General features: G+C 43.1%; 27 protein-coding genes. 18 read left to right on the forward strand and 9 right to left on the reverse strand.

The annotated features are described in order from the left end of the window. From JS40_RS13145 to JS40_RS13180, 7 genes are all read left to right on the forward strand, one after another. Entirely contained in the window at window positions 1-750 is a 750-nt protein-coding gene (locus JS40_RS13145) for a Na(+)-translocating NADH-quinone reductase subunit C (RefSeq protein ID WP_034261282.1), read from the forward strand. 3 nt (window positions 751-753) lie between these two features. Beyond that, window positions 754-1,401 (forward strand): NADH:ubiquinone reductase (Na(+)-transporting) subunit D, encoded by a 648-nt coding sequence (locus tag JS40_RS13150; RefSeq protein ID WP_034261284.1) that lies wholly within the window; start codon window positions 754-756, stop codon window positions 1,399-1,401. Window positions 1,402-1,475: 74 nt separating this feature from the next. Continuing rightward, window positions 1,476-2,213 (forward strand): NADH:ubiquinone reductase (Na(+)-transporting) subunit E, encoded by a 738-nt coding sequence (gene nqrE / locus JS40_RS13155; protein WP_034261286.1) that lies wholly within the window; start codon window positions 1,476-1,478, stop codon window positions 2,211-2,213. Window position 2,214: 1 nt separating this feature from the next. Next, window positions 2,215-3,522, forward strand: a complete 1,308-nt coding sequence (gene nqrF, locus JS40_RS13160; protein WP_034261288.1) for an NADH:ubiquinone reductase (Na(+)-transporting) subunit F — start codon at window positions 2,215-2,217, stop codon at window positions 3,520-3,522. 177 nt (window positions 3,523-3,699) lie between these two features. Beyond that, a complete protein-coding gene (locus tag JS40_RS14905; RefSeq protein WP_051957608.1) occupies window positions 3,700-8,481 on the forward strand; it encodes a S8 family serine peptidase in 4,782 nt (1,593 codons plus the stop codon). A gap of 106 nt (window positions 8,482-8,587) precedes the next feature. Then, the gene (locus tag JS40_RS13175) at window positions 8,588-8,950 is read left to right on the forward strand and encodes a hypothetical protein (protein ID WP_034261290.1); all 363 of its coding nucleotides are present in this window, start codon (window positions 8,588-8,590) and stop codon (window positions 8,948-8,950) included. Continuing rightward, complete coding sequence (locus JS40_RS13180) at window positions 8,947-9,954, forward strand: FAD:protein FMN transferase (protein WP_034261292.1); 1,008 nt, start codon at window positions 8,947-8,949, stop codon at window positions 9,952-9,954. Before JS40_RS13175 ends, JS40_RS13180 begins: the two co-directional genes overlap by 4 nt. Here JS40_RS13180 and JS40_RS13185 read toward each other — a convergent pair. From JS40_RS13185 to JS40_RS13215, 7 genes are all read right to left on the reverse strand, one after another. Beyond that, a complete protein-coding gene (locus tag JS40_RS13185; RefSeq protein WP_034261294.1) occupies window positions 9,940-10,716 on the reverse strand; it encodes a class I SAM-dependent methyltransferase in 777 nt (258 codons plus the stop codon). The two genes, JS40_RS13180 and JS40_RS13185, sit on opposite strands and share 15 nt — an antisense overlap. A gap of 11 nt (window positions 10,717-10,727) precedes the next feature. Further along, the gene (gene map, locus JS40_RS13190) at window positions 10,728-11,546 is read right to left on the reverse strand and encodes a type I methionyl aminopeptidase (RefSeq protein WP_034261295.1); all 819 of its coding nucleotides are present in this window, start codon (window positions 11,544-11,546) and stop codon (window positions 10,728-10,730) included. Window positions 11,547-11,555: 9 nt separating this feature from the next. Further along, window positions 11,556-11,960 carry a BT0820 family HAD-type phosphatase gene (locus JS40_RS13195; protein ID WP_034261297.1) on the reverse strand — a complete coding sequence of 135 codons (405 nt, stop codon included), beginning with the start codon at window positions 11,958-11,960 and terminating at the stop codon, window positions 11,556-11,558. Between the two features lie 86 nt (window positions 11,961-12,046). Further along, on the reverse strand, window positions 12,047-13,561 hold the full coding sequence (gpmI, locus tag JS40_RS13200) for a 2,3-bisphosphoglycerate-independent phosphoglycerate mutase (RefSeq protein WP_034261298.1): 1,515 nt from the start codon (window positions 13,559-13,561) through the stop codon (window positions 12,047-12,049). Between the two features lie 138 nt (window positions 13,562-13,699). Beyond that, a complete protein-coding gene (locus tag JS40_RS13205; RefSeq protein ID WP_034261300.1) occupies window positions 13,700-14,218 on the reverse strand; it encodes a RidA family protein in 519 nt (172 codons plus the stop codon). An 86-nt stretch (window positions 14,219-14,304) separates the two neighbouring features. Further along, a complete protein-coding gene (locus JS40_RS13210) occupies window positions 14,305-15,066 on the reverse strand; it encodes a M48 family metalloprotease (RefSeq protein WP_034261301.1) in 762 nt (253 codons plus the stop codon). Window positions 15,067-15,090: 24 nt separating this feature from the next. Then, window positions 15,091-15,834, reverse strand: a complete 744-nt coding sequence (locus JS40_RS13215; RefSeq protein ID WP_034261303.1) for a M15 family metallopeptidase — start codon at window positions 15,832-15,834, stop codon at window positions 15,091-15,093. A gap of 36 nt (window positions 15,835-15,870) precedes the next feature. Between JS40_RS13215 and JS40_RS13220 the strand changes: the two genes are divergently transcribed. After that, the gene (locus JS40_RS13220) at window positions 15,871-16,305 is read left to right on the forward strand and encodes a GNAT family N-acetyltransferase (protein ID WP_051957609.1); all 435 of its coding nucleotides are present in this window, start codon (window positions 15,871-15,873) and stop codon (window positions 16,303-16,305) included. Between the two features lie 5 nt (window positions 16,306-16,310). On the opposite strand, the gene pepE is transcribed toward JS40_RS13220, so the two are convergent. Beyond that, window positions 16,311-17,012, reverse strand: coding sequence for a dipeptidase PepE (gene pepE / locus JS40_RS13225; protein ID WP_051957610.1), 702 nt, complete (start codon window positions 17,010-17,012; stop codon window positions 16,311-16,313). 85 nt (window positions 17,013-17,097) lie between these two features. Here pepE and JS40_RS14910 point away from each other — a divergent pair, with 85 nt between their 5' ends. From JS40_RS14910 to JS40_RS13275, 10 genes are all read left to right on the forward strand, one after another. Beyond that, window positions 17,098-17,910 (forward strand): carboxypeptidase-like regulatory domain-containing protein, encoded by an 813-nt coding sequence (locus tag JS40_RS14910; protein WP_051957611.1) that lies wholly within the window; start codon window positions 17,098-17,100, stop codon window positions 17,908-17,910. Then, window positions 17,897-18,670: a hypothetical protein gene (locus JS40_RS13235; RefSeq protein WP_034261308.1), complete on the forward strand. Its 774-nt coding sequence runs from the start codon at window positions 17,897-17,899 to the stop codon at window positions 18,668-18,670. The genes JS40_RS14910 and JS40_RS13235 overlap by 14 nt, the downstream gene beginning before the upstream one ends. Window positions 18,671-18,725: 55 nt before the next feature. Next, window positions 18,726-19,232: a DUF6702 family protein gene (locus JS40_RS13240; protein WP_034261309.1), complete on the forward strand. Its 507-nt coding sequence runs from the start codon at window positions 18,726-18,728 to the stop codon at window positions 19,230-19,232. Between the two features lie 71 nt (window positions 19,233-19,303). After that, complete coding sequence (locus JS40_RS13245) at window positions 19,304-21,610, forward strand: M1 family metallopeptidase (protein ID WP_034261311.1); 2,307 nt, start codon at window positions 19,304-19,306, stop codon at window positions 21,608-21,610. Between the two features lie 82 nt (window positions 21,611-21,692). Next, complete coding sequence (locus JS40_RS13250; protein WP_034261312.1) at window positions 21,693-21,980, forward strand: Sec-independent protein translocase subunit TatA/TatB; 288 nt, start codon at window positions 21,693-21,695, stop codon at window positions 21,978-21,980. Then, window positions 21,981-22,565, forward strand: coding sequence for a phosphatase PAP2 family protein (locus JS40_RS13255; RefSeq protein ID WP_034261314.1), 585 nt, complete (start codon window positions 21,981-21,983; stop codon window positions 22,563-22,565). It begins immediately after the preceding gene. 387 nt (window positions 22,566-22,952) lie between these two features. Beyond that, a complete protein-coding gene (locus tag JS40_RS13260; protein ID WP_051957612.1) occupies window positions 22,953-23,438 on the forward strand; it encodes a hypothetical protein in 486 nt (161 codons plus the stop codon). Between the two features lie 11 nt (window positions 23,439-23,449). Further along, window positions 23,450-24,091: a hypothetical protein gene (locus tag JS40_RS13265; RefSeq protein WP_034261316.1), complete on the forward strand. Its 642-nt coding sequence runs from the start codon at window positions 23,450-23,452 to the stop codon at window positions 24,089-24,091. Continuing rightward, window positions 24,061-24,822, forward strand: a complete 762-nt coding sequence (locus tag JS40_RS13270) for a sensor histidine kinase (RefSeq protein ID WP_034261318.1) — start codon at window positions 24,061-24,063, stop codon at window positions 24,820-24,822. The genes JS40_RS13265 and JS40_RS13270 overlap by 31 nt, the downstream gene beginning before the upstream one ends. 6 nt (window positions 24,823-24,828) lie before the next feature. Next, on the forward strand, window positions 24,829-25,467 hold the full coding sequence (locus tag JS40_RS13275) for a response regulator transcription factor (protein ID WP_034261320.1): 639 nt from the start codon (window positions 24,829-24,831) through the stop codon (window positions 25,465-25,467). Here the strand turns inward: JS40_RS13275 and JS40_RS13280 are convergent. Beyond that, window positions 25,464-26,108: an O-methyltransferase gene (locus JS40_RS13280; protein WP_034261322.1), complete on the reverse strand. Its 645-nt coding sequence runs from the start codon at window positions 26,106-26,108 to the stop codon at window positions 25,464-25,466. The two genes, JS40_RS13275 and JS40_RS13280, sit on opposite strands and share 4 nt — an antisense overlap. Between the last annotated feature and the right edge of the window lie 9 nt (window positions 26,109-26,117).

Raw genomic sequence — 26,117 nt, forward strand, 5'->3', positions numbered from 1 at the left:
ATGGCTATTAACACAGATAAAAACAGTTATACCGTCATCTTCGCCATTGTCATGGTGATCGTGGTTGGGTCTATTTTGGCAGGATTTGCCAGTGGCCTTAAACCTCTTGTGAAGGCAAATGAGAAGTACGAAAAGATGCAGAACATCTTGTATGCCATGAATGTCAATGACAATGAAGGTCCTAACGATGTGACTTTTATTCCAACAGACAGAGTGGAGGAAGAGTTTGAAAAATATATTACGAAGCAGCTGGTAATTCAGGGGGATAATATTACTGAGAATGATCAGGCGTATTTGATCGACCTTAAGAAAGAAGAAACACTGGCGAAAGATGAAAGTTATACACGTAGGCTGCCACTTTTCATTGGAGAAAAGGACGGAAAAGAACTGTATGTGATCCCGGTGCGCGGTAAAGGCCTCTGGGACGCAATATGGGGATTTGTTGCTGTAGACAAGGGTATGACCATTCAAGGCGTTTACTTTGACCACAAAGGTGAGACTCCCGGACTCGGAGCAGAGATCAAACAACGGTATTTCATGGATGATTTCACCGGCGAAAGTTTCTTAAACGGTAATGCTTTTGAAGGTATTAACGTGGCGAAAGGAAATAATGATCCAAAGAATACCGACACTTCAGATAATGAAGTAGATGCTTTAGCGGGAGCGACCATTACAGGCGACGGTGTTTCTGCCATGCTTAGAAAAGATGTTAAAATGTATGTGCCCTATTTTAAAAAATTAAATCAATAAGCTATGGGACTTCTATCAAAAAAAGACAGTAAATTAATTTTAGACCCGTTAGCAGATAACAACCCGATTACCATACAAGTATTGGGGATTTGTTCGGCGTTGGCGATCACGGCCCAGTTGAAGCCTTCCGTCGTAATGGCGATTTCGGTGGTGTTCGTATTGGGAGTAGGTAACGTAGTGATCTCGTTGATGCGAAATATCATTCCGTCTAAGATACGTATCATCGTTCAGCTAATTGTAGTTGCTACCTTGGTAATTATTGTGGACCAAGTGCTGAAAGCATTCGCATACGAATTGAGTAAGGAACTTTCGGTATTTATCGGTTTGATCATTACAAACTGTATCATTATGGGCCGTTTTGAAGCCTTTGCTTTAGGGAATGGCCCATGGAGGTCTTTCCTTGACGGTATTGGAAATGCGGCAGGATATGGGGTGATCCTTATTATAGTAGGATTCTTCCGTGAGTTGTTGGGATCGGGAACCTTGTTCGGTTTTAAAGTATTAGGAGACCCGGTTGAGAAATCTGGACTTTACGCCATTGGATATGAAAACAATGGATTTATGGTGCTACCTCCCATGGCATTGATCGTTGTGGGATTGATTATTTGGGTGCAGCGAAGCAGAAATAAAGAATTAATTGAAGAAAATTAGTATTCAGGAAGGCCGGAGGCGCAAGGTGGCGCTCCCGGTACTTTCGAATTACTCAATAACTGAATCATAGAAAAATGGAACATATAGAATTGTTTTTTAAGTCGGTCTTTGTGGACAACATGGTATTCGCTTATTTCTTAGGAATGTGCTCATACCTGGCGGTCTCTAAAAAAGTGAGCACTGCAGTAGGTCTTGGTGCAGCGGTTATTTTCGTATTAACGGTTACCGTACCATTGAACTGGCTTCTGGATCAATATATCTTACGTGAAGGAGCCCTGGTTTGGTTAGGTGAAGGCTATGCCGATTACGACCTGAGCTTCCTGTCCTTTATTCTCTTTATTGCCACTATCGCCACCATGGTACAACTGGTAGAGATCGTAGTAGAGAAATTTTCACCCTCCTTATATAACTCGTTAGGGATTTTCCTTCCGCTTATCGCTGTAAACTGTGCGATCCTGGGAGGTTCATTGTTTATGCAATCTCGTGATATTGCCACTTTTGGTTTGGCATTAAATTACGGCTTCAGTTCCGGAATTGGTTGGTTCCTGGCGATCTTGGCGATTGCTGCCATTCGCGAAAAGATTCGGTATAGTAATGTACCGGCACCGCTTCGGGGATTAGGCATCACTTTCATCATTACGGGACTTATGGCCATTGGTTTTATGAGCTTCGGAGGAATGTTAACAGGCGGTGGAGAAGAAACATCTTCTCTGGAAACCGATGGGGAAGTAGGTCTTAAGACCGAAGAAAATATAGAAGACAATTCAGAAACTATTGAGATCACTGAGGTTTCAGAAATAACACAACAATAATATGTTTTTAGCAGCAAGTACCTTAGGAGTCATTATTGCGACCGTAGTAGCCTTTTTGGTTTTGACCTTGTTATTGGTTGCCCTATTGCTCTTTACAAAACAAAAATTATCACCTTCGGGACCGGTAAAGATTACGATCAATGATGAAAAGGTCATTGAAGTAGAATCCGGAGGAACGTTATTATCTACGCTTGGAAACCAAAAGATCTTCTTGCCGTCTGCTTGCGGAGGAGGAGGTACTTGCATCCAGTGTGAGTGTCACGTCCTTTCAGGAGGTGGTGAAGCACTTCCTACGGAAACACCTCATTTCAGCAGAAAAGAATTAAAGGAAGGTGCCCGATTGTCTTGTCAGGTAAAAGTAAAGCAGGATATGAATATTCATATTCCTGAAGAGGTCTTCGGAATAAAAAAATGGGATGCTACCGTAGTGCGTAATTACAACGTGGCTTCCTTTATTAAAGAGTTTGTGGTGGAAATTCCTGAAGACATGAACTATAAAGCAGGAGGATACATTCAAATCGAGATCCCTCCTTGTGAAGTGAAGTATGAGAACATAGACATCACGGCACACCCCGAAGAGCACGAAACACCGGACAAGTTTAAGGATGAGTGGGATAAGTTCGGTTTATGGCCTTTGGTTATGAAGAATACCGAAACTGTCGAGCGTGCATACTCCATGGCCTCTTATCCTGCTGAAGGAAGAGAGATCATGTTGAACGTTCGTATTGCCACTCCGCCTTGGGATAGAGCGAAGAACCAATGGATGAGTGTGAATCCAGGGATCGCTTCTTCCTATATATTCGATAAGAAGCCGGGCGATAAAGTAGTCATTTCGGGACCTTATGGTGAATTCTTTATCAATCCTTCAGAAGCAGAAATGCTGTATGTGGGCGGTGGAGCAGGAATGGCACCTATGCGTTCGCACCTCTATCATCTTTTCAGAACCCTGAAAACAGGTCGTAAGGTTACCTATTGGTACGGAGGACGTTCTAAACGCGAATTGTTCTATATTGATCATTTCAGAAACCTTGAGAAGGATTTCCCGAACTTTAAATTCTATATGGCTCTTTCAGAACCGCTTCCTGAAGATAACTGGAAGGTGAAGAAGGACATCAACGATGAAGGAGACGGATTTGTTGGTTTTATCCATCAAGTTGTGATCGATAACTATTTGAATCACCACGAAGCTCCCGAAGATATCGAATTGTACTTCTGTGGTCCTCCGTTAATGAACCAGGCTGTTCAAAAAATGGGTGAGGATTTTGGGATCCCAGACGAGAATATACGTTTTGATGACTTTGGAGGATAAACACATACTATTATAAAAATAAAGCCGTTTCATTATTTTGGAACGGCTTTTTTTATTTAGTTCTTAAAAAAACATGTATTTTATCGATAAAAAGTTGCTTTATAACGATAAAATATTATTTTTGACTTGTTATATTGTTCAAACAGAGTTTTTTAGGCCCCCTAATTCATATTGCTTATGAAAAATTTTATACTATTAGCGCTGCTATTCGCTGTTTTCACAGCTTCTTCGCAAACACTTACAAAAGGGAAATCCAACACATCCAAAAAAGTTGATACTACCCAATATGCCAAAGCGCTTCAAAACATCACCGCACAATACGATCAAGGCAAACTTGCGACATTGTACACTACGTTTTCTACACGAAGAAATCTTGAGAAGCAAGAGGCGATCGCGTATGCATTGGTGAACAACCTCCCAATACAAAAATATAATGACGATGGAACCTTCGACGAACTTCAGCGAATAGGTCCTAACGGAACCTTGCTCTATTATTCCCTGCACAATGTCAACGCGGCAATCTCAACACGAGCGAACCACTTGAATACAGGAGGAACGCTGGGACTCACCGTAGATGGTGACGGGTTGACCGCCCATGTATGGGACGGGGGTCCTGCACGACCTTCGCATCAGGAGTTCGATGGTCCGGGTGGAACAAATCGGGTGTCTATTAACGACGGAGTTACCACCATAAATGGAAATAGTTTCCACGCACAACACGTAACAGGTACTATAGTTGCTTCGGGATTGGTAGCGGCTGCCAAAGGAATGGCTTGGCAGGCAGATGCAAAGACCCACGATTGGAACAACGATTTGGCGGAGGCGACTGCCGAAGCTTCGGCAGGGATGTTAATTTCCAATCACTCCTATGGTTATAATGCAACAGCTATTCCGGATGCGTGGTTTGGCCAATATGGACAGGACGCCCGTGAATGGGATCAGCTCATGTACAGTGCTCCATATTACCTTATGGTGAATTCTGCCGGGAACGACGGCGCAAATAATACCGCCAATGCAGTTCCGCTTAACGGACAATCGGCGTATGATAAGTTGAATGGAACAGCCACGGCCAAAAACAATTTTGTAATTGCCAACGGTCAAGACGCAAACGTAGATGCCAATGGGAATTTGATTTCTGTAACCAGAAATTCCGGGAGTAGTGAAGGACCTACAGACGATTATCGAATTAAACCCGACATTATGGGTAATGGTACCAGTTTGTACTCTTCTTTGGAGACGAGTGATAGTGACTACGGAAACTTGACAGGTACGTCCATGTCTGCACCCAATGTGAGCGGATCCTTATTATTGTTACAGGACCATTATTTTAATCTGAATGCTACTTTTATGAGAGCCGCTACACTGAAAGGTCTGGCACTTCATACTGCAGACGATGTTTCACCAAACGGTCCCGATGCCAACACGGGTTGGGGACAAATGAATACAAAAGCTGCAGCCGAAGCGATCACAGCAGCACCTACCGGGGCAGTGATCTCTGAGCTTACATTAAATCAGGGACAATCATATCAAGTAACGATCCAGTCAGACGGGGTCAATCCACTAAAAGCATCTATCTCTTGGACCGATCCCGCAGGTGCCGTGAACAATGGAACCAACAGTAATACCCCGGCTCTGGTGAACGACCTCGATCTTAGGTTGAATAACGGGACCGTATATACCCCCTGGCGTTTAACCGGCGTTACTACCAACGGTTTTGGTGACAACACGGTCGATCCGTACGAGCGAATTGATATAAGCGGAGCTTCGGGACAATATACCCTCACCGTCACCCATAAAGGAACACTTTCAAGTGGTTCACAGAACTTCTCACTCATTGTTACCGGAGGGACCATTGCAGCTGCTTCGCCGGAGATCTCTTTCGGAACGACCAGCGCAACGACAACAGAACAAACCGATTGTAGTTTTACCGACGTTTCCATACCTGTGAATATTGCTATGGCGCCTTCTCAAGATGCCGAGGTCACCTTTACGGTTTCAGGAGGTACTGCCACCAATGGCGTAGACTTCGATCTTATAACAACGGCACTAACTTTTTTACAAGGACAAACCACCTCACAGAATATGATCGTACGGGTCTACCACGACGGTTTTGTTGAAGTTCCGGAAACCCTTACAGTAGATTTTACCGTGAATGCCAATGGAGGTGATGCCACGGCAAATAACAATGCCGACTCTGTTACAATAACCATTAATGACGACGATCTGGTTCCTGCTAGTACGCAAAACATAAATATTTACAGTGAAGATTTTGAAGATTGGACCGGCTGGACTAACCTGGACAGAGATGGGGACGGAAACACGTTCTTATCGCTCTCCTTTACATCCGGAGGCTACACCGGCTTTACCGGGCAGTTTGCAGCTTCAGAGACAGATCTAACGGTATTGACTCCCACAGCCAATCCGCCTAAGGCTACAGCGAATAATTATTTGATCAGTCCACAGATCACGATTCCTGCTAGCACTACCAACACGGCCTTTACTTTTTCAGTAGCAGGATTCAATACAATAGAACATTACAGACTCCAATGGACCACGAGTATTGCCAATTATGCGGCCATAGATGCGGGGATCATTCTGGAAGAACGGGATGCCACGGCGAATACCGGAGATATCCGCACTGTGAATAATACAAGCTTGGCCGGACAAACAGGTTATTTTGTGATCCGCCACTATAATTCTTCAGCAAATAACGGGATTCTCTTGTTCGACGCGCTGGATATAGTAGCAACCATAGAAGCACCGGTTCAAACAGCTGTGAATACAGGCACGACAAACGATCTTGTTCTGGTTCCGGGAACGGGTACGCTTTATGGTGCCGACAGTAGTTCGGGAGCGATAATGATGTCCATTGCCAACAACGATACTCACGATTATGGTTGTGTGGACATGTCGGTTTCACGAGCCGGTACAGGAGCGCAAAGTTATAACGGTAGCACCATGCCAAATTTGGTAATGGATAAAACGTTCGATATTACTCCGGCAACCACTGCAGGTGCAGGAGACACAAGCCTCACTTTTTATTTTACCGAAGCTGAAATCGCCGGTTGGGAAACCGCTGTAGGCGGGACGGTTGGCGTTACACGAAATACTTTGGTGGCGGCAAGAGGAAATGCAAGTAGTTTCAGCGAAACTGCTACGCTCACCGTAGGGGCCTTTGGCTCCCATGTGACGCTTACAGGAAACTTTACCGGTCTTGATGGAACTTATTATTTTGGACCCATCGGTGCTTTTGTAAGTTGTCCCGGTGTCACCAAGACATGGAATGGAACCAACTGGTCTCCGGTGGGAGTACCGGATATGTCTAACCCGGTGATCTTCTCCGGAAATTATGATACAGCTACTCATGGCGACCTTAGTGCTTGTACGTTGATCGTTAATAACGGGGTGACCCTTACGGTATCTCCCAATGACTTTTTACAGGTTAATGGTGCGATTACCGTGAACGGCGATCTTGATGTACTGCACACAGGGAGTGTCGTGCAAGTAGATCCTACCGCCACGGTAACAAATAATGGAACCATTGAGGTGTATCTTACAACACCTGTCTTACAAACTCGTGACTTTATGGTTATGGGAAGTCCTATGAGCGCCGAGACACGAAACGGGGTATTTAATTCAGCCTTTTTAGTATTGGATCACACCCCGGGCAATTTTGTGCCACATGCGGGAGTTCCAGCAGGTGGGACCAATTTTGCCGATGACAACGGAGACTTCTGGAATTCATATAATGGAGCGATTAATGTAGGTGAAGGATACATTGTACGGCCGCAATCGGGATATACAGATCCTGCCAATCATACCTATTCCTTCGTTTATGATCAAGGAACACTTAACAACGGAAACGTAACCCGAACAGTCACCTACAGAGGAACCGGGATCAATCCGGACGGTACACCTAATGCATTGGCAAATCCATATCCTTCGGCGATTTCGGGAGATGACCTTATTGATAATAATTCATTCATCAACGAATTGTATTTCTGGGAACATCTAACGCCTCCAAGCTCCAGCATTCCGGGGTATGGTAGCATCAATTTCAGTATGGGAGATATTTCCATGTATACTCCCGGTGGTGCACTGCCGGCTGCCAACGATCCGGGTACGTCAACGACCCCTAATGGTGTGGTTGCTACAGGACAGGGCTTCGGAATTAAAGTAAACGGTGGTGCAAATCCCGGAACTGGATCGGTCACCTTTACCAACTCCATGCGACTTACTTCGGGTAACACAACTTTAAGGACTCCGCTAGTAGACGTAGAGAAAGTATTGCTTCGAGTACGAAACGATGTTTATAATATTGGTAGTTATGCCTTGGTTGGTTTTAATCCTATGGCAACAGATGGTCTTGATCAAGGTTATGATACAAACCGAATGGCAACCGCTATTTCGCTCTATTCACACTTAGACAATGGAAGCGAACAACTGGGTATTCAAAACAGGGGTGCGTTCGAAAATACTGTGAAAGTGCCTATGGGCTTTGCCACGCAGGTAGAAGCCGAAACTTCTTTTGTGATCTCCTTGGCGAATGTGGAAGGACCACAGGTCTCTCAGGGGGCAATTTATTTGGTCGATACCTTCGAGAACACAGTGACAGATCTTACGGTTACAGATTATACCTTCTCAAGTGTAAAAGGAACCTTTAACGAACGGTTCAGGTTGCAATTTGAGCCTGAGGTAATTCTGGAAACGCCGGATGTTATTCTGGATACCGTTGCGGTTTATCCAAATCCGGCACAAGACATAGTAACCATCCTTTCCCCACGAACAGCTGTTTTGTCCGCAGAGATTTTGGATGTGACCGGACGCAGGGTTCAGAAAATACAATTTAAACCCGGTACCAATTATACCTTAGATGTCTCGACATTACGGTCTGCGATGTATTTCATAGCGATCACCACCGAATCCGGAACGGTTACCAAACGAATCATAAAGGAATAATGTTGAAATAATTTATCCTGAAGAAAAGCCGTTTCTGCACTAGAAACGGCTTTTTTTATATTAGAACCGTAGCATTTTCACTGGCTGATGTATCTTTGTATTTGCTATGAAAGAAGAACTTACAAAACAGGAATTGCACAACCTCGCCATGAATATCGTGGGTAAGGAGTTACAGGAAGACGGATTTGAATTCCTGGGGGTTAATTCGAAACTGAAAAAAGATCCTCAATTTGTCGCATTGAAAGATAAAAATCTGCATTTTGTGATTGTACGTGCGGTTGCCTATCCGGCGAACGCAGATGTGTATGATCCTGTTCTCATGCAAACTATGAAGGAACATGCGCTGAAATTTGAAGCGCGAACCTTTTATGCAGGTGTGGGCCTGGGGCACGGCAGCGATTACGCCAAACCGGTCATCAAAGGAGAAGATTACACTATGGTGTTTAACGGATTACAAGAGATTTTATGAAACAGTCCTATTTAATAGTTATAGTTCTTATGTTTTTTGCCTGTAAGCAAGAAACTCCTACAAAACAAGTGCTTCAGGGAGATGCTTTTGGAACAACCTACACCATACAATATGTTGGTGACGATCCGGCAACTATCGAAAAAGGGATCGATTCGGTCATTCATGCCATCAATCGTTCCATGAGCACGTACATGCCCAATAGTGATATTTCAAAAATAAATAAAGGCACTGTGGATCTTGTGGTGGATGCCGATTTCAAGGCCGTTTTTAAGCTTTCGGAAGAAGTATATAAGCGTTCGGGCGGATATTTCGATCCTACTGTGGGAGTGCTTCGGAATGCCTACGGATTTGGTGATGAAAAACCGCTTCAAAAGATAGACAGCACCACGCTGGACTCCCTATTGCAGTACGTAGGCTTTAACAAGGTGCGTCTTACTTCCGAAGGAACCATAGAGAAATCGTATCCGGAGATCTATTTCGACTTCAATGCCGTGGCAAAAGGGTATGGCATAGACAGAATAGGTGCATTTCTCACGGCTCAAGGGATCGGTGACTATTTAATTGAACTGGGGGGCGAAATTCTTGCCAAAGGGGTGAATCCCGCAAAGGGACAGCCATGGGTGGTTGGGATCGAAACCGTCGATTCTAAACTTGATGACCGTGCGTATCAAATAACCATACCACTGCAGGATAAGGCGATGGCATCTTCCGGAAATTACCGAAAGTTTCGGGTGGATTCCGTAAGCGGAAAAAAATACGTCCATACCATTAATCCATTGACCGGTTCGGCAGAACAAAGTGATGTTACCAGCGCAACCGTTGTGGCAGAAACATGTGCTGAAGCCGATGCTTATGCGACCGCTTTTATGGCATTAGGGCTGGAACGATCCAAAGCTTTGCTGGAAAAGACGCCACAATTAGAGGTCTATCTTACGTACAGCGATACGCTGGACACACCTCAGGTATTTATGACCGAGGGCTTTAGGAAATTACTCAACGAGTAGTTTTTTACAAACGGGTAGTAGTTCTCCTTTGGCCAGACGGTAAGTATCTATTTCTTCTTCGGAAAGGGTCTTGGTGTAATCTACTGCAGTTACCTTAAAACCTACGCTCGCCAGTTTGTCAAAATAATCCATTCCGTAGATACGAACATGATCATATTGTCCAAAGATCTTTGCACGTTCCTTTGGATCGGTGATGGAGTTGTCCTCGAAGGTCGTTTTCCTGTCTGCATCATACGGAACCTGAAGAATGGCCATACCTCCCGGAGATAGGATCCGATACAGCTCCTGCATCGCTTTCGTGTCGTTTGGGATATGTTCCAAAACGTGATTACAAATGATAACATCGAAACTTTCGTCTTCAAAAGGCAGTGCACATATATCTGCTTTTACATCGGCCAACGGCGAATTGAGATCGGTAGTAGTGTAGTTAAGGTGTTTCAGCTTACGGAAACGCTTGTAAAATGCCTGTTCCGGTGCAAAATGCAATACAGAATGCGGCTGCGAAAAGAAGGTCGTTTCACGTTTCAGATACAACCAGAACAATCTATGACGCTCTAAAGAAAGCGTGCCGGGAGCCAGTACATTTTCACGTACCTTTTCGTAACCGTAGGGAAGGAATTTCCGAAAGGACCGCCCGTCTATTGGGTCTGTGTAACGGTCGCCACGAAGAAAGAAGGCCACTACCGGGCGTACCAGATAACTAAGTCTAATGAGGAGGGTTCTGGGAACGAGATTCAGAAAAAATTTAAAGAGCTGATGCATTGTCCAGGATATTACAATACCAGCGCTTTTTGTCTAAATTCGTCTTCTTCGTCGCTCTCGATCCCTAAAGCTTCGTAGATATAAGCAAAGGTGGAAAGCAGTTCGGGTTTGCCCTCAACCAACGCGACATTGTGTTCAAAATGAGCGCTGGGTTTGCGATCGTGCGTTAAGATCGTCCAACCATCCTGCAACTGCTCAATACGCTTCGTACCTAGATTGATCATGGGTTCTATGGCTACGGTCATTCCTTCAATGAATTTCTTGCCCCGCCCACGTCTTCCATAATTAGGCATTTCAGGATCTTCGTGCATCTTTCTCCCCAGGCCATGGCCTACAAGTTCGCGTACAACGCCGTAGCCATGTGCTTCACAGTATTGCTGAATGGCATACCCCACATCTCCAGTACGGTTCCCTGCTTTAAATTCCCGAATACCTACGTATAAGGATTCTTTGGTCACTCTCAGTAATTTTTTTACTTCAGGTGTTACTTCACCCACTTCAAAGGTATAGGCGTGATCACCGTAGAAACCATTTTTTATAGCACCGCAATCAATGGAGATAATATCCCCTTCCTGCAAAGGAGTGTCGTTCGGGATTCCATGTACCACCTGAGCGTTGGGACTCATGCATAAGGTGTTAGGAAAGTCGTACAACCCTAAAAAACCGGGTACGGCCCCATGATCACGAATACACGTTTCGGCCAAGCTGTCTAAATATAAGGTCGTCACACCCGGCTTCAGCTCTTTGGCAAGTACTCCCAAAGTCTTGGAAACTACGAGAGCCGCTTCACGCATTAGTTCAATTTCTTCGGAAGTCTTTGGTATAATCATAGTATCTCTTTAAAAGGAAAACCATCCTTTTTTTCTCTTTTTTGCACCTGACGTATCGAGTTTCGATTCTCCGATCAAATCCTGATAGATCTCACCCCAACTCTTCAGTCCGCCCACATTTCGGTCGTCGATAAAAAGATCGGCGTTGATCTTTCTGCTGTACTTTGGGTCGAACTCTTCTTCGGGGAAACTTTTATTTACCGCATAGAAGGTAACCCCATGTTCTTTGCAAAAGGCAACCGCTTCATCGAGTGCCCGCCCGTTTCGATAGGTCCAAAGGATCAATCGATGGCCGCGTTCCTGTAGCTTTTTCAGGGTGTCGAATGCAAATATAATAGGCTTGCCTATTTTGGGATATTCATCTTCAACAATAGTCCCGTCAAAATCGATCGCTATGGTATAGGTTTCGTGCATCATGCGTCATTCAAACGGCAAAAATACGAAGAATATTACCATTCTTAAAGTTTAATATTCAGAAGAAAAGAGTGTTCAAAAAACGCTTACAGCAAAGACTCCCGTGTCATCACCTCGGGTTTTTTAATTCCCATCAAGTCAAGAATGGTGGGTGCCACATCGCCTAAAATGCCATTATGTATCTCTTTTATTTCAGGATCGATAAGTATAATGGGAACGGGATTGGTGGTATGGGCAGTATTGGGTGAGCCGTCCGGATTGCGCATCGTCTCACTGTTGCCGTGGTCTGCCAAAAGAATGGTGGTGTAGCCTTGTTCCAATGCTTCTTCCACAATGATCTTAGCGCAAGCGTCTACCGTTTCGCAGGCTTTGACTGCTGCTTCAAAGACTCCCGTATGCCCCACCATATCGGGGTTGGCAAAATTCAAGCAGATGAAATCGGCGGTTTTGTTCTTGATCTCCGGTAAGATCTTATCGCGTACCTCATAGGCACTCATCTCGGGCTGAAGATCGTAGGTAGCTACTTTTGGCGAAGGGCAAAGGATACGCTTCTCGCCTTCAAAAGGTGTTTCTCGTCCGCCATTAAAAAAGAACGTGACGTGTGGATATTTTTCGGTTTCGGCGATGCGTATCTGGGTCTTTCCGTGTTGTTCCAGTACTTCGCCCAATGGTTCGGTAACGTGTTCCTTGTTGTAGACCACCTTGATCCCTTCAAAAGAATCGTCGTAATTGGTAAGTGTTACATAATATAAAGGAATTCGTTTCATGCCAAATCCTTCATAATCGGTTTGGGTAAGTACCTCGGTGAGTTGCCTGCCGCGATCTGTTCGAAAATTAAAAAAGATCACCACATCACCTTCAGAAAGAGTAGCACGTGGCCGGCCATTTTTCGTCATTACAATAGGCTCTAAAAATTCGTCTGTGATCCCTTCAGAATAACTAGTCTCAATACTTTGTACCGCATTTTCTGAAGCTGTCCCCTTTCCGAAGACTAACAGATCGTATACTCTTTTTACACGTTCCCATCGCTTATCACGATCCATGGCGTAATACCTTCCTATCACCGAAGCTAAGGTGCCTGTGGTTTTTGCAAGGTGCTCCTCCAACGTTTTGATATGTCCGGCACCCGATTTAGGATCGACGTCTCGTCCATCGGTGAAGGCGTGGACAAAAACATCGGTAAGACCGGCATTATGTGCAGCGCTAAGTAGCCCTTTTAAATGGTCGATATGGGAATGGACACCTCCGTTAGAGACCAACCCCAAAAAATGCACTTTTTTGTTATGTTCCCTTGCGAATTGAAAAGCCTTTTTTAATTCAGGCTCGTCCTGCAGTGTTTTATGCTGAATGGCCAGATTTACCTTGGCCAGGTCTTGGTAGACAATGCGACCGGCTCCCAGATTCATGTGTCCCACTTCACTGTTGCCCATTTGTCCCTCGGGAAGTCCAACATTCATGCCGTGTGTAAGTAATTGTGCATGGGGATATTTCTTATATAATGAATCTATAAAAGGAGTACGGGCTTGTGCAACGGCAGACACGGAAGGGTCTTGTGTTACTCCCCAGCCGTCGAGGATTAAAAGAAGGACCTTTTTGTTCATAGCACAAAGATACTCACAAAGAACTTTTAAAAAAACGAAGCTTTTCTACAATTTTGAAGTCAATAGCGTATTTATATAATTAAGTCGAGTATCCGTCGCCGTTATTGCCTTTAGAAGTTGTATTTTCTATGTGAGTGATCACTCAGACTTATGTGCTTCTATTTCGATCTCTACCATAAACTCAGGTAGCGCTAGTTCCTTTACGCCTACCCACGTACCGGTTGGAAATTGGTTTTTGTAGATCTCTGTTCTGTAGGCAGATTTTTCAAGTAGGAGCGGCATATTGGTGGTAAAAATATTTTCAACTACTACATCATCAAAAGTACAGCCGTAATGCCTTAATATCTTTTCTAGGTCTGCGTAACAATTTTTCATTTGCTGTTCTATATCGTCCACGGCAGTAGGGTTTCCTTGGTCGTCCATGCTTACAGCTCCGGAAATTTTTATGCTATTCCCAATTTTTACGGCATGCGAATACCCATAGGCTTTTTCTACTTCAGGACGGAGTGAAAAATATTCAGGTTTGTGTGATTCAACGAGCACTTCCTTTTCAACTTCTTTGGTTTCTTGCTTCTCTTTTTGTTCACAACTCTGGAATCCAAGAAACAAGGTAAAAAGTACTGTGAGTGCTGTTAGGCGGTTGGTTAGCTTTTTCATAATGTTTAATTTTAGTGACTACTTTGGTCGGTTTTCGATTGTGCCGTTTTTATGCAGCGTATAGTTTTTCGGCTAGAGGTACACAGCTACCCTCCATATTTTTTGATGGCCTCTTTAATGTGTTCAATACGGTTCTCGGGATCGGGATGTGTACTTTTGAATTCGGGGGCACGGTTTGGTCCTGCGGCATCCTTGAGGATTTGCATCACTTCGATCATTTCATACGGGTCGTAGCCTGCCTTGATCATAAAGCGTACGCCCAGATCGTCACTTTCCAACTCGTCATCGCGTCCATTGCCTAATAATACATTTTGACCTATGCCGGCTACAACATTCCCTGCATCGGCTCCTACCGAAGCCCCTTGGGCTATTGTTTGCCAAAACTCGCTGTTGGCAATGCGTTCTGCAGAGTGTCGTCCCAATACGTGACCCACTTCATGCCCGAGCACTCCGGCCAGTTGATCTTCGGTCTCCAGTTTTGAAAGCAGGGCATAGGTGATAAATATTTGTCCGCCGGGAAGTGCAAAAGCGTTAATGATATTGGGGTCTGCGAGCAGATGAAATTCGTAGCGGTAAGGGGTGTCACGAGCCACAGTATTATCGACCAACTTGGCACCCACCATGTCCACATAAGCCTGCATTTGTTCGTCCGGGTAGAGTCCTCCGTATTCGGCTGCCATTTGCGGTGCGCTTTGCAAGCCTATGGCGATCTCTTCTTCTGTGCTCAGCGAGATTGCTTGATCTTTGCCTGTATAAGGGTTCTCTTCGGTCATGGCACATTTTCTGAAGAATGCGAACACGACAATAGCCAGCCCAATCAATATGCGAATTTTCCAACTACCTCTCATAGCTTCAAATTTTGATTCTTAAAATTACGAAAGTAATTCGGGATTGATATCTAAAATATTTTCGTTTCGGTAGGTTGTGATAAATGCTTCGGAAAAATGCTTCGCTCCCAGGATCTTCTCTTCCTGAAGGATTCTTTGCACATCCAGCTTTTTATAGGCATTCAGCATGGGTATGGAAACCGGGGCAAAGCTAAAATGCCAGGGCTCGTATTTAAATCCTTTGCGGTGTGCATTGTCTGTATAGACTTCGTAGAAACCAAAATCATTGGCGTGGTGGTTCATCCATTCCTTGAGTTTGCAAAAAGGACCTGTGCCGTGAAAATGCTCGGGCTGAAGCACATTCGCAGGTCGTGGGACACTGCTGTCAATAAGGTCCAGATCGGTTCCCCAATGATGCCTTGAAGTGCCGGGAATGGTAGAGTATTCTATAATTTTTGCGATCGCTTCGGAAGGGGATAGGCCTTGATCTGTAAACCGGCGAAACTTGCCTTCGAAGATCTCCTTTTGCCGTTGAAAACTACGGTAAGCAGAAACTACTTCAATGGCGATCCCTTCCTTGGCCGCTTCCTGTTTCATCCTTTCAAAAGCTACTTTAGCCTCCTTGTGCATCTTTGATGTATACGAATCACCTTCAATGTTTGCGTTGCCTTTACCAATAAGTTGATCACGGGTAAAAGGTTCTTGGAGGGCTGTAAAGGATAATTGAGGCAGTAAGCTCATGCCCAGTGCGGCTGCCCCGCTTATTTTTATAAATTTGCTTCGCTTCATTTTATATCTTAGTCCTGTTCTAAAAGTAGCATTATTTTGAAAGATTCCAATATTGCCATCCGTTTAATTCCGAAGCAGGACATCACAAGTATTGTGCCTTTGCTTCAGAAACTGGGGAATAACAGCGTTCCTAAAGCCCTTCTAACAGAACGGGTGCAGGAAATGGCCTCCCAAAATTACCAATGTGTCGGGATCTATGCTTCCAAAGTGCTTATAGGAACCTGCGGCATGTGGTTCCAAACACGGCATTATGCCGGAAGAAGTATGGAGATCGATCATGTTTTTATAGATGAAGCGTATCGAAAACAGGGGATTGGGAAGGAACTCATGGAATGGATCTATGTCTATGCAGTACAAACGGATTGCAGGTGGGTAGAGTTAAATACATACGTACATAATTTCCCTTCTCACAAATTTTATTACAATCAGGGGTTTGTCGCCAAAGGCTATCATTTTGTAAAGGAATTGTAGCGGATTTAAAAAGATACGATCGAATTCGGGGTGAGCTCATACGGTTCTTTACCCTGTTCAAAGATACGAGCGTTCAAGTCACCTCGTAATTTAATAATAGCTCCCTTTACTTCCAGCCAACTGCCTTCCCGAAGCCCTATCACAGGAATGGTGTTTTGGGTATGAAACTCATTAATACGTGTTTCCCGTGTCTCTCCCATATGAGTACTTGACGGATCAGGGTCCAAATAATGCGGATTGATATTAAAGGGAACCACCCCCAGCGTTTTGAAGGACGGAGGGTAGACAATGGGCATATCGTTGGTGGTTTGCATAGAGATCCCACAAATATTGCTGCCCGCACTGGTGCCTAAATAGGGAAGACCATTGAAGATCGCTTCCCGTAAGGGTTGCATTAATTGTAATTGATGGAGCGCCGTGACCAACACGAAAGTATTTCCGCCACCGGTAAAAATACCTTTGGCTTCCCGTATTGCTTTTTGAGGGTCTGTAAACGTGTGAAGTCCTCGCAACTCTTTTCCTATTTTCTTAAATGCTTCGGAAGCTTTTTCGGTATAGGCATCGTGTGTAATTCCGCCGGGACGGGCATAGGGGATAAAGATCACTTCATTGGTGTGTTTAAACAGATCGGAAAGCGTTTCAGATAAATAGTCCAAATAGCCGCCGCCGTAGACCGTCGAAGTACTTGCAACAATAAGGTTCTTCATTATGTGGGTTCTAAAAAGGTAAATTTAACAATATCCGCCGAAACCTTATGAGTTTGATAAGAAAACAAATCCATACTTTTAAACTATGGAAAAAATATACTTCTTACTTCTTTTTATCTTTGTTCCTCTATGCGGAATGGCTCAGCAGGACATTGAGCGGGTACTGATTAGAGGGAAGATCACAGCGCCGGTAGGAGAAGATGTAGAAAGTGTAAGTGTTTATAATATTTCTTCACAAAAGGGAACCATTACCAATGCCGAAGGACTTTTTGAACTGGAAGTCGCAGAGAATGATCGGGTCCAGGTCACGGCCTTACAGTTTCAAAGCTTTACGGTAATCGTTGATAAGGGCGTGATAGAAAGCAGGCGCATGGCGATTTATCTAAATCCTGCGGTGAATCAATTAGAGGAAGTGATCGTGCGCCCGTATGATCTATCTGGAAATATTATTGCCGATCTCAATCGTATTAAAACAGCAACGATCAATCCGGGTTGGGACCTTTCGTATGAAACGCTTGAGTTCGAATACGAATTTTCTGCAGACGAAGCCACTTCTGTGAAGGGGAATAAAGCCGAAGAAGCGTATTACAACGGACAAAAACAAGCTAGTTTGGATTTTGTAGGTCTGGCAGGACTTCTTTTTCCGAAGAAGAACAAAAATGCCGATCAAGCGTTTGCAAATAAACTTATATTACACACCGCACTGCGACAGCGTTTTAGTAATGCATACGTTTCTGAAACCTTCAACATACCGCAAAATCGCGTGAATGATTTCCTTTATTTCCTAGAAGAAAAAGGGGTGAAGACCGAATTGCTAAAAGCCGAAAATGAATTGCTGTTGTTAGCGCTTATGCAACGCGAGAGTGTTATTTACCTGCAGAAACTTGACAGCAAATAATCTTTTATTACTAGGTTTTCTTTTTCTTTTTGCCTTTCCGGCAACAGGACAGGAGCGAATGCTGCACGGGAAAATAACGAACGAAACAGATGTGGAAGGCATCCATATTCTAAATAGAAGTTCCCGATACAATTCGGTGACAGATGCGCTGGGAAATTTTTCGATCACGGTACGTGCACAGGATTCTCTTTTTATCTCTTCGGTCAATTTTGTTCCGAAAACCATTATCGTTACAAAGGAGCTCTATGAAAAAGGAGTGCTTATGGTATTCTTAGACCCTCTGGTTAATGAGCTAAAAGAAGTTGTTTTTGGGCCCAATCTATCAGGAAATCTACAAACCGATATTAAGAATATAAAAACCGAAAAACCGCTCAATTTCGATGATGTTGGCATTCCCGGTTTCAAAGGAAAGGGAGAGGAGAAGATCGTTCCTATCGTTCCCTATCTGGGTCTTGCCAGTGCGGTAGACCTGGAGGCCATGTACAAACACATAAGTGGGTATTACCGTAAATTAAAGCTGAAACGTAAATGGGACCGTGAAAATGTTACGGTACATAATGTAATCGCATTCTACACGGCGACTTTTTTTGAAGAAGCCTATAATATACCGGAGGGAAAACTGGAGGACTTCTTGCTTTTTTGTATCGAGACCTCCGACCTGCAAACTGATTTTGAGAACGAGCAGTATGCATTGGTCCTGGAAACCTTCAACAACCGAAGCGCCATTTACAATTCCAGAAGTTTCGAAAAAAAGGAATAGTCTTTGTAACGAATACCATTGCACCGCGTCTAATAACCTTTGAAATATGCATCTCATGAAATTTTTATTCTATAGTGTTCTGCTATTCTTATTTCCGGTACTTATAAGTGCTTCCGATGCTCATAAATTTTATGTGAGCACTACTACGATCGAGTATGTCGAAGAAAAACAGTCGCTGCAAATTATTAGTAAGATCTTTGTGGACGATATTGAAGATGTTTTACAGGAGCGTTACGATCCGTCCATTTCAATAGGAACTAAAAAGGAAACGGCAGAAGATGCCGAATATTTAAAAAATTATATCCTTCAAAAGTTCAAGGTGCTGGTGAACGGGAAGCCTGTTACCCTTACCTATGTGGGGAAGGAATATGATATAGATGTACTTAAAGTATATATTGAGATCACTAAAATTCCGAAGCTATCCTCCATTGAAATTGAAAATGAGATCTTGTTCGAAATGTTCGAGGATCAGCAAAATATCATCCATTTAAAAACACCGGCAAAACGCAGGAGTATTGTTTTGGACAAGGACAATCCTAAAGGATTGTTAAACTTGGATTAAACCGCCTTTTAAATACATAATTAGACCTATTTTTAAACTCTTAAAATTTTTATAAAATCTCTCTTACCATTATGAAAGTAGCAAAGTACCTCTCTTTGGTCGTTCTATTCCTTATCGCGGGAATGAGCCACGCTCAAGACGAAAGTGAAACCCCTAAAAGGGAAGCCGGACATTACAACAACAATCGCTTCAAGCAATTGTACGAAGAATTCTCAACACCCAATGTGTTTAGAACTGCAAGCGGGGCACCGGGTCCACAATACTATCAGCAACAAGCCGATTATGTGATGGACATCATTTTAGACGATAAGAATACAAAGATCTATGGAAATGAAACGATCACATATACAAACAACTCTCCGGACGTTCTGGAGTTTCTATGGGTACAACTCGACCAGAATGTTCGCGCAAAAGACTCAAAATCGCCTTTAATAGAACCTAGCGGAGCAACGCCTGCACAAATGACGGGTACCTTTGTAGGACAATATATGGGTGCGCCTTTTGACGGCGGGTTCAACATTGAGGAGGTAAAGAACGAAAAAGGAGGAGATCTTCCTTATACCATCAACCAGACCATGATGCGTGTAGAAATGCCTTCAGCATTAAAGCCTGGTGAAAAGTTCACGTTTTCTATTAAATGGTGGTATAACATACCGGACCATACTATTGACCGTGCGCGAAGTGGATATGAGACTTTTGCCGATGGTAACCGCGGCTATGTCATTGCACAGTTCTATCCGCGTATGGCTGTCTACAACGATGTGGAAGGATGGCAGAACAGTCAGTTCTGGGGGCGTGATGAGTTCGCTTTGCCCTTCGGAAACTTCGAAGTAAATATTACAGTTCCCGCCGATCACACTTTAGATGCGACCGGGGTGTTATTAAACAGAAAAGAGGTTTTTTCAAAAGAAATGATGAACCGTTACGAACAAGCCAAGAAATCGTACGACAAACCTGTGCTCATCGTAACACAAGCAGAAGCTGAAGCTGCCTCCAAAGGCTTTGCCACGAACACCAAGACCTGGAAATTCAAGGCTGAAAATGTGCGTGACTACGGTTTTGCTACCTCGCGACGTTATATCTGGGATATGATGGCTGTTAAGATTGGCAACAAAGATGTTATGGCAGTATCTGTATATCCTCCCGAAGGAAATCCATTATGGGAAGATTATTCCACGAAAGTGGTTGCCAGTACCTTGAAAACATATTCTCGAATGGCCTTCGATTATCCATATCATAAAGCCATTTCGGTACACGCTAAGAATCAGGGAATGGAATATCCTATGATTTGCTGGAACTACGGGCGTCCCGATGAAGACGGAAATTACAGCGAACGTACCAAATACGGAATGATGAGTGTGATCATACATGAAGTAGGACATAACTACTTCCCCATGATCGTTAATAGTGACGAACGTCAATGGACATGGATGGACGAAGGATTGAACACCTTTGTACAATATGTAGCCGAACAGGATTTTGGGGAGTGGTATCCTGAAGCGATCGCCCCTAACAAATCGTATCCTTCCCGTCGTGGACCTGCAAAGAATATTGTAGATTATATGGCCGGAGATCAAAGTTCACTCGCGCCTATCATGACCAAAGGGTTGAACACTTATAATTTTGGTGCCAATGCCTATTCTAAACCCGCAACCGGATTGAATATCCTTCGTGAGACCATTATGGGTCGTGAGTTGTTCGATTATGCTTTCAGGATCTATTCACAGCGGTGGATGTTTAAACACCCAACTCCTGAAGACTTTTTCCGCACAATGGAAGATGCTTCGGCTGTAGACCTTGATTGGTTTTGGAGAGCATGGTTCTATACCACCGATTTCACAGATATTGGTGTGAAGGAAGTAAAGAAATTCTATGTGACTTCCAAAATGAACAAGGAAGTGAGAGAAATGATGGAAGCGAGAGGGATGAAGGAAAGTGATTTGCCACCTTTGGTATATTTGGTGGAAGAAGGTAGCGAAGATTTTGAGGAAAGTATGCGTACTGCCTCGCTGGAAGATGTAAAAACACTTCAAGAATACATTATGGATAATGTTTCAGCAGCGGATCGTGCGAAACTTAAGAATCCTAAATATTTCTATGAAGTTATTTTTGAAAAACCGGGGGGTATTCCTATGCCTATCATCGCAGAATATACGTATAGTGACGGAACAACCGAGCGAATTACCTATCCTGCCGAGATTTGGAGAAAGAACGATGAAACTGCAGGAAAAGTGATCGCTTCAGAAAAAGAGATCACTAAGATCGTCGTAGATCCGGATGAAGAAACTGCCGATATTGATACGTCCAATAATACCTGGCCGAAACGCAAGAAATTAGGCGAATTCGAACAGTTTAAAAATGATGCAAAAGGAGAATAATCCCTTTGAATGTATACTAAAAGCCTCGTTACTTTAACGGGGCTTTTTTATGTTGAGTGCGAAACTTACGTATATTTGCGGTATGATTTTCAATAGTTTCTTTTTATTTATTAGTGGCGCGGAGATCGCATTCATACTTTTTATCGTTCTCATGGTTTTTGGGGCAGATAAGGTTCCGGAAATTGCCCGTGGCTTAGGAAAGGGAATGCGACAGATCAAAGATGCTACCAACGATATTAAGAGTGAGATAAGTAAAAGTGCCGAAAAACAAGGCATCGATATCGATATCACCAAAGACGTGCGAAAGGAGATTGATAAGGTAAAAGACGATGTCGATGAGATCACAGGACCTATCAAAAGAAAATTCTAAATGTTCGAGGCACTTAAAGAATGGGATCGTAAACTATTCATTTTCCTGAATAACCTTGGAATTGAACAATACGACGGGTTTTGGTTGTTCGTGACTCAGATCGAATCTTGGATCCCACTATTTCTATTGATTGTGGCATTGATCTTCTATTACTATAAAGGCAGAAAAGGTGCTGTCGTTTTTGCATTTGTATTGCTCACCTTTGCCATTACCCTTTTTATTACAGACACGACCAAAGATTTCGTGGCACGGTTGCGCCCAAACAATGTAGATACGTTTTCTGAACTCATCCGCATTCTACAAAAGCCTTCCACCTTTAGCTTCTTTTCGGGTCATGCTTCATCCAGTTTTTCAATTACCACCTTTGTTGTTCTGTCCCTTCGGCGCTACAACCATTCCATCTATCTTATGTACCTATGGCCGCTTATTTTTGTGTTGAGCAGGATTTATGTAGGGGTTCATTATCCAAGTGATATCCTTGTTGGCGCTATGGTGGGAACCATCATGGGTTATTTGTTCTATAAGGTATCAAAGCGCGTTTTGCGGTATATGGACGGTGATAGATCTCCCAGGTCATTAGAATAATTAAATAACAAAACCCTCCCCAAAGCTGCTTACGTCTTGAAGAGGGTGCTGCCGTATTCTATTGGCTAATTTTAAATTTTTCTGAACACTTCAAAGATGCGACATTTGCAGTGGAGTGCCTAGAGTAAAACAACTGAATTTAACAGGAGATAATTCCTGCTTTTTTAGCCCTCTATTGTATAATCAATACCTACGATTCCCCTCAAAAACATCTCGGTAAAACACCGTCCTCTTTAGGGGAAAAACCCCTATTCTTTCTAAGTAGCATCAAGGTAAGTGTTTGATAAACAGATTAGTCCGGTGTTTTCAGAATTACCATTGTGTAAAGGAACGGTTTTGTAAGATTTAAATACTTAATTTTACTGAAACCTTAAAAATCAATACATTATGAAATCACTTTTACGAAGCATGCTCGCATGTACGGCAGTAGTAGCACTTATTATTTTTTGTGTTTCCTGCGATCCTCAAGTAGAACCACCCCAACAAACCATTAGCTACGAAGAAGCGAACGCGTTGGAAGAAGATTTTATTGAAACACGCTACAATGTCATCAATGCCGCGCTTGGGTATGAAGACACCCGAGAGTTCTGGTTCTCACTGGATACCCTTAAAAAATATATCGAATATGTAGAACAGGAAGCGGGAAACCAAGGATTAGAGAATTTGGGGATGCGTATCTATTTTGGAGCCTACCCGCAAAACAGTAATTACCCCGATGCCGGCTATTCTACTGTATTTTTGGTGCCTACAACCCAACAAGCTTCTTCTGACCTTAGAAAAGGATTTTTACCGGTCCAGCCTTCCAACAATAATATTGGAGGAATACCGCCTTTAAATTATTCTCAAGGAGGACAACCACCTACTAACTATTGATTCCATAAAATATGGAAATTCAACCATTGTCCATAATTCCTTTAGTACTTGAGCTTACGGCAGCCATTCTTGCAACAATTTACTTTGGAAAATACAAGGAGTCCACCGAGAAGTTCTTTTTGTATTTTCTATGGTATACATTTGTGGTTGAACTCTTGGGTGCCTATTTAGGATACGTGGTCGATGTTAAGAATTTTTGGTTGTATAATGCATTTACCATCACTAGCTTCCTGTTCTATTTTTATTGGTATCACAGCATTTTGGAGAGTCAGTTGTTTAAGAAACTTGTATTTGTTTTCAGCGCAATTTTTTTGATAGTGGCTGCATGGAGTCTGGTCTATCACAGCTGGGTAGAATATCATAAATACACTTTTATTACAGGAGCCCTAAGTGTTCTTGTACTTACGCTGTTCCATTTTTATCAGTTGTTATACAGTGACGAAGTGCTTATAGTAAAATACAAACTTAGCTTTTGGATCTCTACGGCACTTTTGTTATTCTATATGGGAATGATCCCGCTGTTCTCCTTATCGGGATATATTGAGTTTAGGGGTTTGAGTTATTTGGTAATTTTATTAATTCTTAATAGTATTCTATACGGCTGCTATAGCATTGGATTTATATGGACGAAAAAGAAGTACAATCGTTTCTAATTATTTTCTCGGTTATTGCGCTATTCTTGGCGCTCACTGTTATTTTTCTTTTTGCCATTTTTCAGAAACGAAAGAACAAATTGATTCAGGAGCAACAGGAAGCCGAGAATCGATTTCAGGAGGAATTGATAGAAACCCAAATCGAGATCAAAGAAGACACATTGCGCAATGTGAGCTGGGAGTTGCACGACAATATAGGGCAATTGCTCACCCTTGCCAAGATACAATTACAGAATGCTAAAGGAAGTCCGGAAGCCATAGAAGAGGCGATAGAGACCATAGGAACGAGTTTAAACGAATTGCGCAGCTTGTCAAAACTCATTAATCCAAGTGCGTTAAACAACCTGTCACTCGTGGAAGCACTGCAACAGGAAGTAGAGCGCTTCAATCGCTTAAAATATCTTGAAGCGACCATTAGCTATACGGGAGCCTCTTTTTTTATTGATAATAAAAAGGAGATCATTATCTTTAGGATGCTACAGGAGTTCTTTACCAATACCGTAAAGCACTCCAAAGCGTCAAAGCTTATGGTAGCTGTGGACTACAGCAATAAAGTACTTCAAATTGTAGCTCAAGACAACGGAATTGGATTTGATACTTCAGAGAATAGTATTAAAAAAGGAATCGGTTTAAGCAACATTCGAAATAGAGCCAAACTAATAGGAGCAGATGTCAAGATTACATCTATTCCTAACGAGGGAACCAAATTTTCACTTACCTATATAAATTAATGTGTTATGAAGTATTCGGTAGTTGTAGTTGATGATCACAATTTATTATCACAGGCCATTGGTGGACTCATCGATGATTTTGAACAGTTTAAAATTCTATACCTGTGTAACAACGGACAAGAACTCCTGGAAAAGTTTAAGAACCCCAGGAATATTCCGGATATCGTTCTCATGGATGTCAACATGCCTATCTTAAATGGTATCGAGACCACAGATCACCTACGCCAACATTTTCCCGAAGTAAAGGTATTGGCATTATCCATTGAAGAAGATGAAAACACCATATTGAAAATGCTAAGGGCCGGCGCCAAGGGATATCTTATGAAAGACGCCAAAAAGAGCGAACTGCAAAATGCCCTGCTCGAAGTCATGAAAAAAGGATATTACCATACCAATACTGTGGCAAAGATACTGGTTGATTCATTGGTGCCTAAAGAAACAGGAGTGGCTTCGCTGAAAGAACGCGAGATCGAATTTATAAAACACGCTTGTACCGAGATGACCTATAAAGAGATCGCAGATCAAATGTGCTTAAGTTATAAGACCATAGAAGGGTACAGAAACGTACTGTTTGAAAAATTAAATCTGCGAAATCGAACCGGTCTTGTAATCTATGCTATCAAAAACAAGATTTTCGTTCCCTAATCGATGACTCTGGAAATCGTTAGACCATCGCGTATAGGCAACAACACGGTTTCCAATCGGGGGTGTGTGTTCAAGAGCTTGTTATAGGTGATCAAAGCCTTGGTATCTGCATCATCCTCTGCTACGGCGGCCACTACCTTGCCGCTCCACAGTACATTGTCACTTAAAATTACAGCGCCTTTGGAAAGCTTGGGAAGGAGCATCTCCAAATAATTTGGATAGTTGATCTTGTCGGCATCTATAAAAACAAGGTCGAATGATTGCTTTAGCTTCGGAAGGATCTCCAAAGCCTCTCCGGTATGTTGAATGATCTGTGCGCCCCATCCCGATTTGTCAAAATACTTGCGTTGAAGCGTATACAACTCCTCATTATTATCAATGGTGTGCAGTTCGCCGTTGGAAGCCATTCCTTCCGCTAAACACAAAGCCGAATAACCCGTATAGGTGCCAATTTCTAAAATATAACGAGGTGCGATCAATTTGGACAACATGCTTAATACCCGCCCTTGAAAATGCCCGCTCAGCATTCGGGGTGCCAGTACTTTAAGCCAGGTCTCCCTGCTCAATTCTTGAAGTAGTTCCGGTTCCTGTTGCGAATGTGAAACAGCGTATGCGTCTATCTTTGGAGGAAGAAATTCCATGTATAGGTA

Source organism: Altibacter lentus (genome assembly GCF_000746845.1).
Classification (GTDB): domain Bacteria; phylum Bacteroidota; class Bacteroidia; order Flavobacteriales; family Flavobacteriaceae; genus Altibacter; species Altibacter lentus.

Coding starts and splice junctions, on each gene's coding strand:
- JS40_RS13245 (WP_034261311.1), top strand. CDS start 19,304: ATGAAAGTAGCAAAGTACCTCTCTTTGGTCGTTCTATTCCTTATCGCG.
- JS40_RS14905 (WP_051957608.1), top strand. CDS start 3,700: ATGAAAAATTTTATACTATTAGCGCTGCTATTCGCTGTTTTCACAGCT.
- JS40_RS14910 (WP_051957611.1), top strand. CDS start 17,098: ATGGAAAAAATATACTTCTTACTTCTTTTTATCTTTGTTCCTCTATGC.
- JS40_RS13185 (WP_034261294.1), bottom strand. CDS start 10,716: ATGCATCAGCTCTTTAAATTTTTTCTGAATCTCGTTCCCAGAACCCTC.
- JS40_RS13145 (WP_034261282.1), top strand. CDS start 1: ATGGCTATTAACACAGATAAAAACAGTTATACCGTCATCTTCGCCATT.
- JS40_RS13280 (WP_034261322.1), bottom strand. CDS start 26,108: ATGGAATTTCTTCCTCCAAAGATAGACGCATACGCTGTTTCACATTCG.
- JS40_RS13275 (WP_034261320.1), top strand. CDS start 24,829: ATGAAGTATTCGGTAGTTGTAGTTGATGATCACAATTTATTATCACAG.
- JS40_RS13195 (WP_034261297.1), bottom strand. CDS start 11,960: ATGCACGAAACCTATACCATAGCGATCGATTTTGACGGGACTATTGTT.
- JS40_RS13265 (WP_034261316.1), top strand. CDS start 23,450: ATGGAAATTCAACCATTGTCCATAATTCCTTTAGTACTTGAGCTTACG.
- JS40_RS13180 (WP_034261292.1), top strand. CDS start 8,947: ATGAAACAGTCCTATTTAATAGTTATAGTTCTTATGTTTTTTGCCTGT.
- pepE (WP_051957610.1), bottom strand. CDS start 17,012: ATGAAGAACCTTATTGTTGCAAGTACTTCGACGGTCTACGGCGGCGGC.
- JS40_RS13270 (WP_034261318.1), top strand. CDS start 24,061: ATGGACGAAAAAGAAGTACAATCGTTTCTAATTATTTTCTCGGTTATT.
- JS40_RS13150 (WP_034261284.1), top strand. CDS start 754: ATGGGACTTCTATCAAAAAAAGACAGTAAATTAATTTTAGACCCGTTA.
- JS40_RS13255 (WP_034261314.1), top strand. CDS start 21,981: ATGTTCGAGGCACTTAAAGAATGGGATCGTAAACTATTCATTTTCCTG.
- JS40_RS13240 (WP_034261309.1), top strand. CDS start 18,726: ATGAAATTTTTATTCTATAGTGTTCTGCTATTCTTATTTCCGGTACTT.
- nqrF (WP_034261288.1), top strand. CDS start 2,215: ATGTTTTTAGCAGCAAGTACCTTAGGAGTCATTATTGCGACCGTAGTA.
- JS40_RS13260 (WP_051957612.1), top strand. CDS start 22,953: ATGAAATCACTTTTACGAAGCATGCTCGCATGTACGGCAGTAGTAGCA.
- JS40_RS13205 (WP_034261300.1), bottom strand. CDS start 14,218: ATGAAAAAGCTAACCAACCGCCTAACAGCACTCACAGTACTTTTTACC.
- JS40_RS13210 (WP_034261301.1), bottom strand. CDS start 15,066: ATGAGAGGTAGTTGGAAAATTCGCATATTGATTGGGCTGGCTATTGTC.
- JS40_RS13215 (WP_034261303.1), bottom strand. CDS start 15,834: ATGAAGCGAAGCAAATTTATAAAAATAAGCGGGGCAGCCGCACTGGGC.
- nqrE (WP_034261286.1), top strand. CDS start 1,476: ATGGAACATATAGAATTGTTTTTTAAGTCGGTCTTTGTGGACAACATG.
- JS40_RS13175 (WP_034261290.1), top strand. CDS start 8,588: ATGAAAGAAGAACTTACAAAACAGGAATTGCACAACCTCGCCATGAAT.
- gpmI (WP_034261298.1), bottom strand. CDS start 13,561: ATGAACAAAAAGGTCCTTCTTTTAATCCTCGACGGCTGGGGAGTAACA.
- map (WP_034261295.1), bottom strand. CDS start 11,546: ATGATTATACCAAAGACTTCCGAAGAAATTGAACTAATGCGTGAAGCG.
- JS40_RS13250 (WP_034261312.1), top strand. CDS start 21,693: ATGATTTTCAATAGTTTCTTTTTATTTATTAGTGGCGCGGAGATCGCA.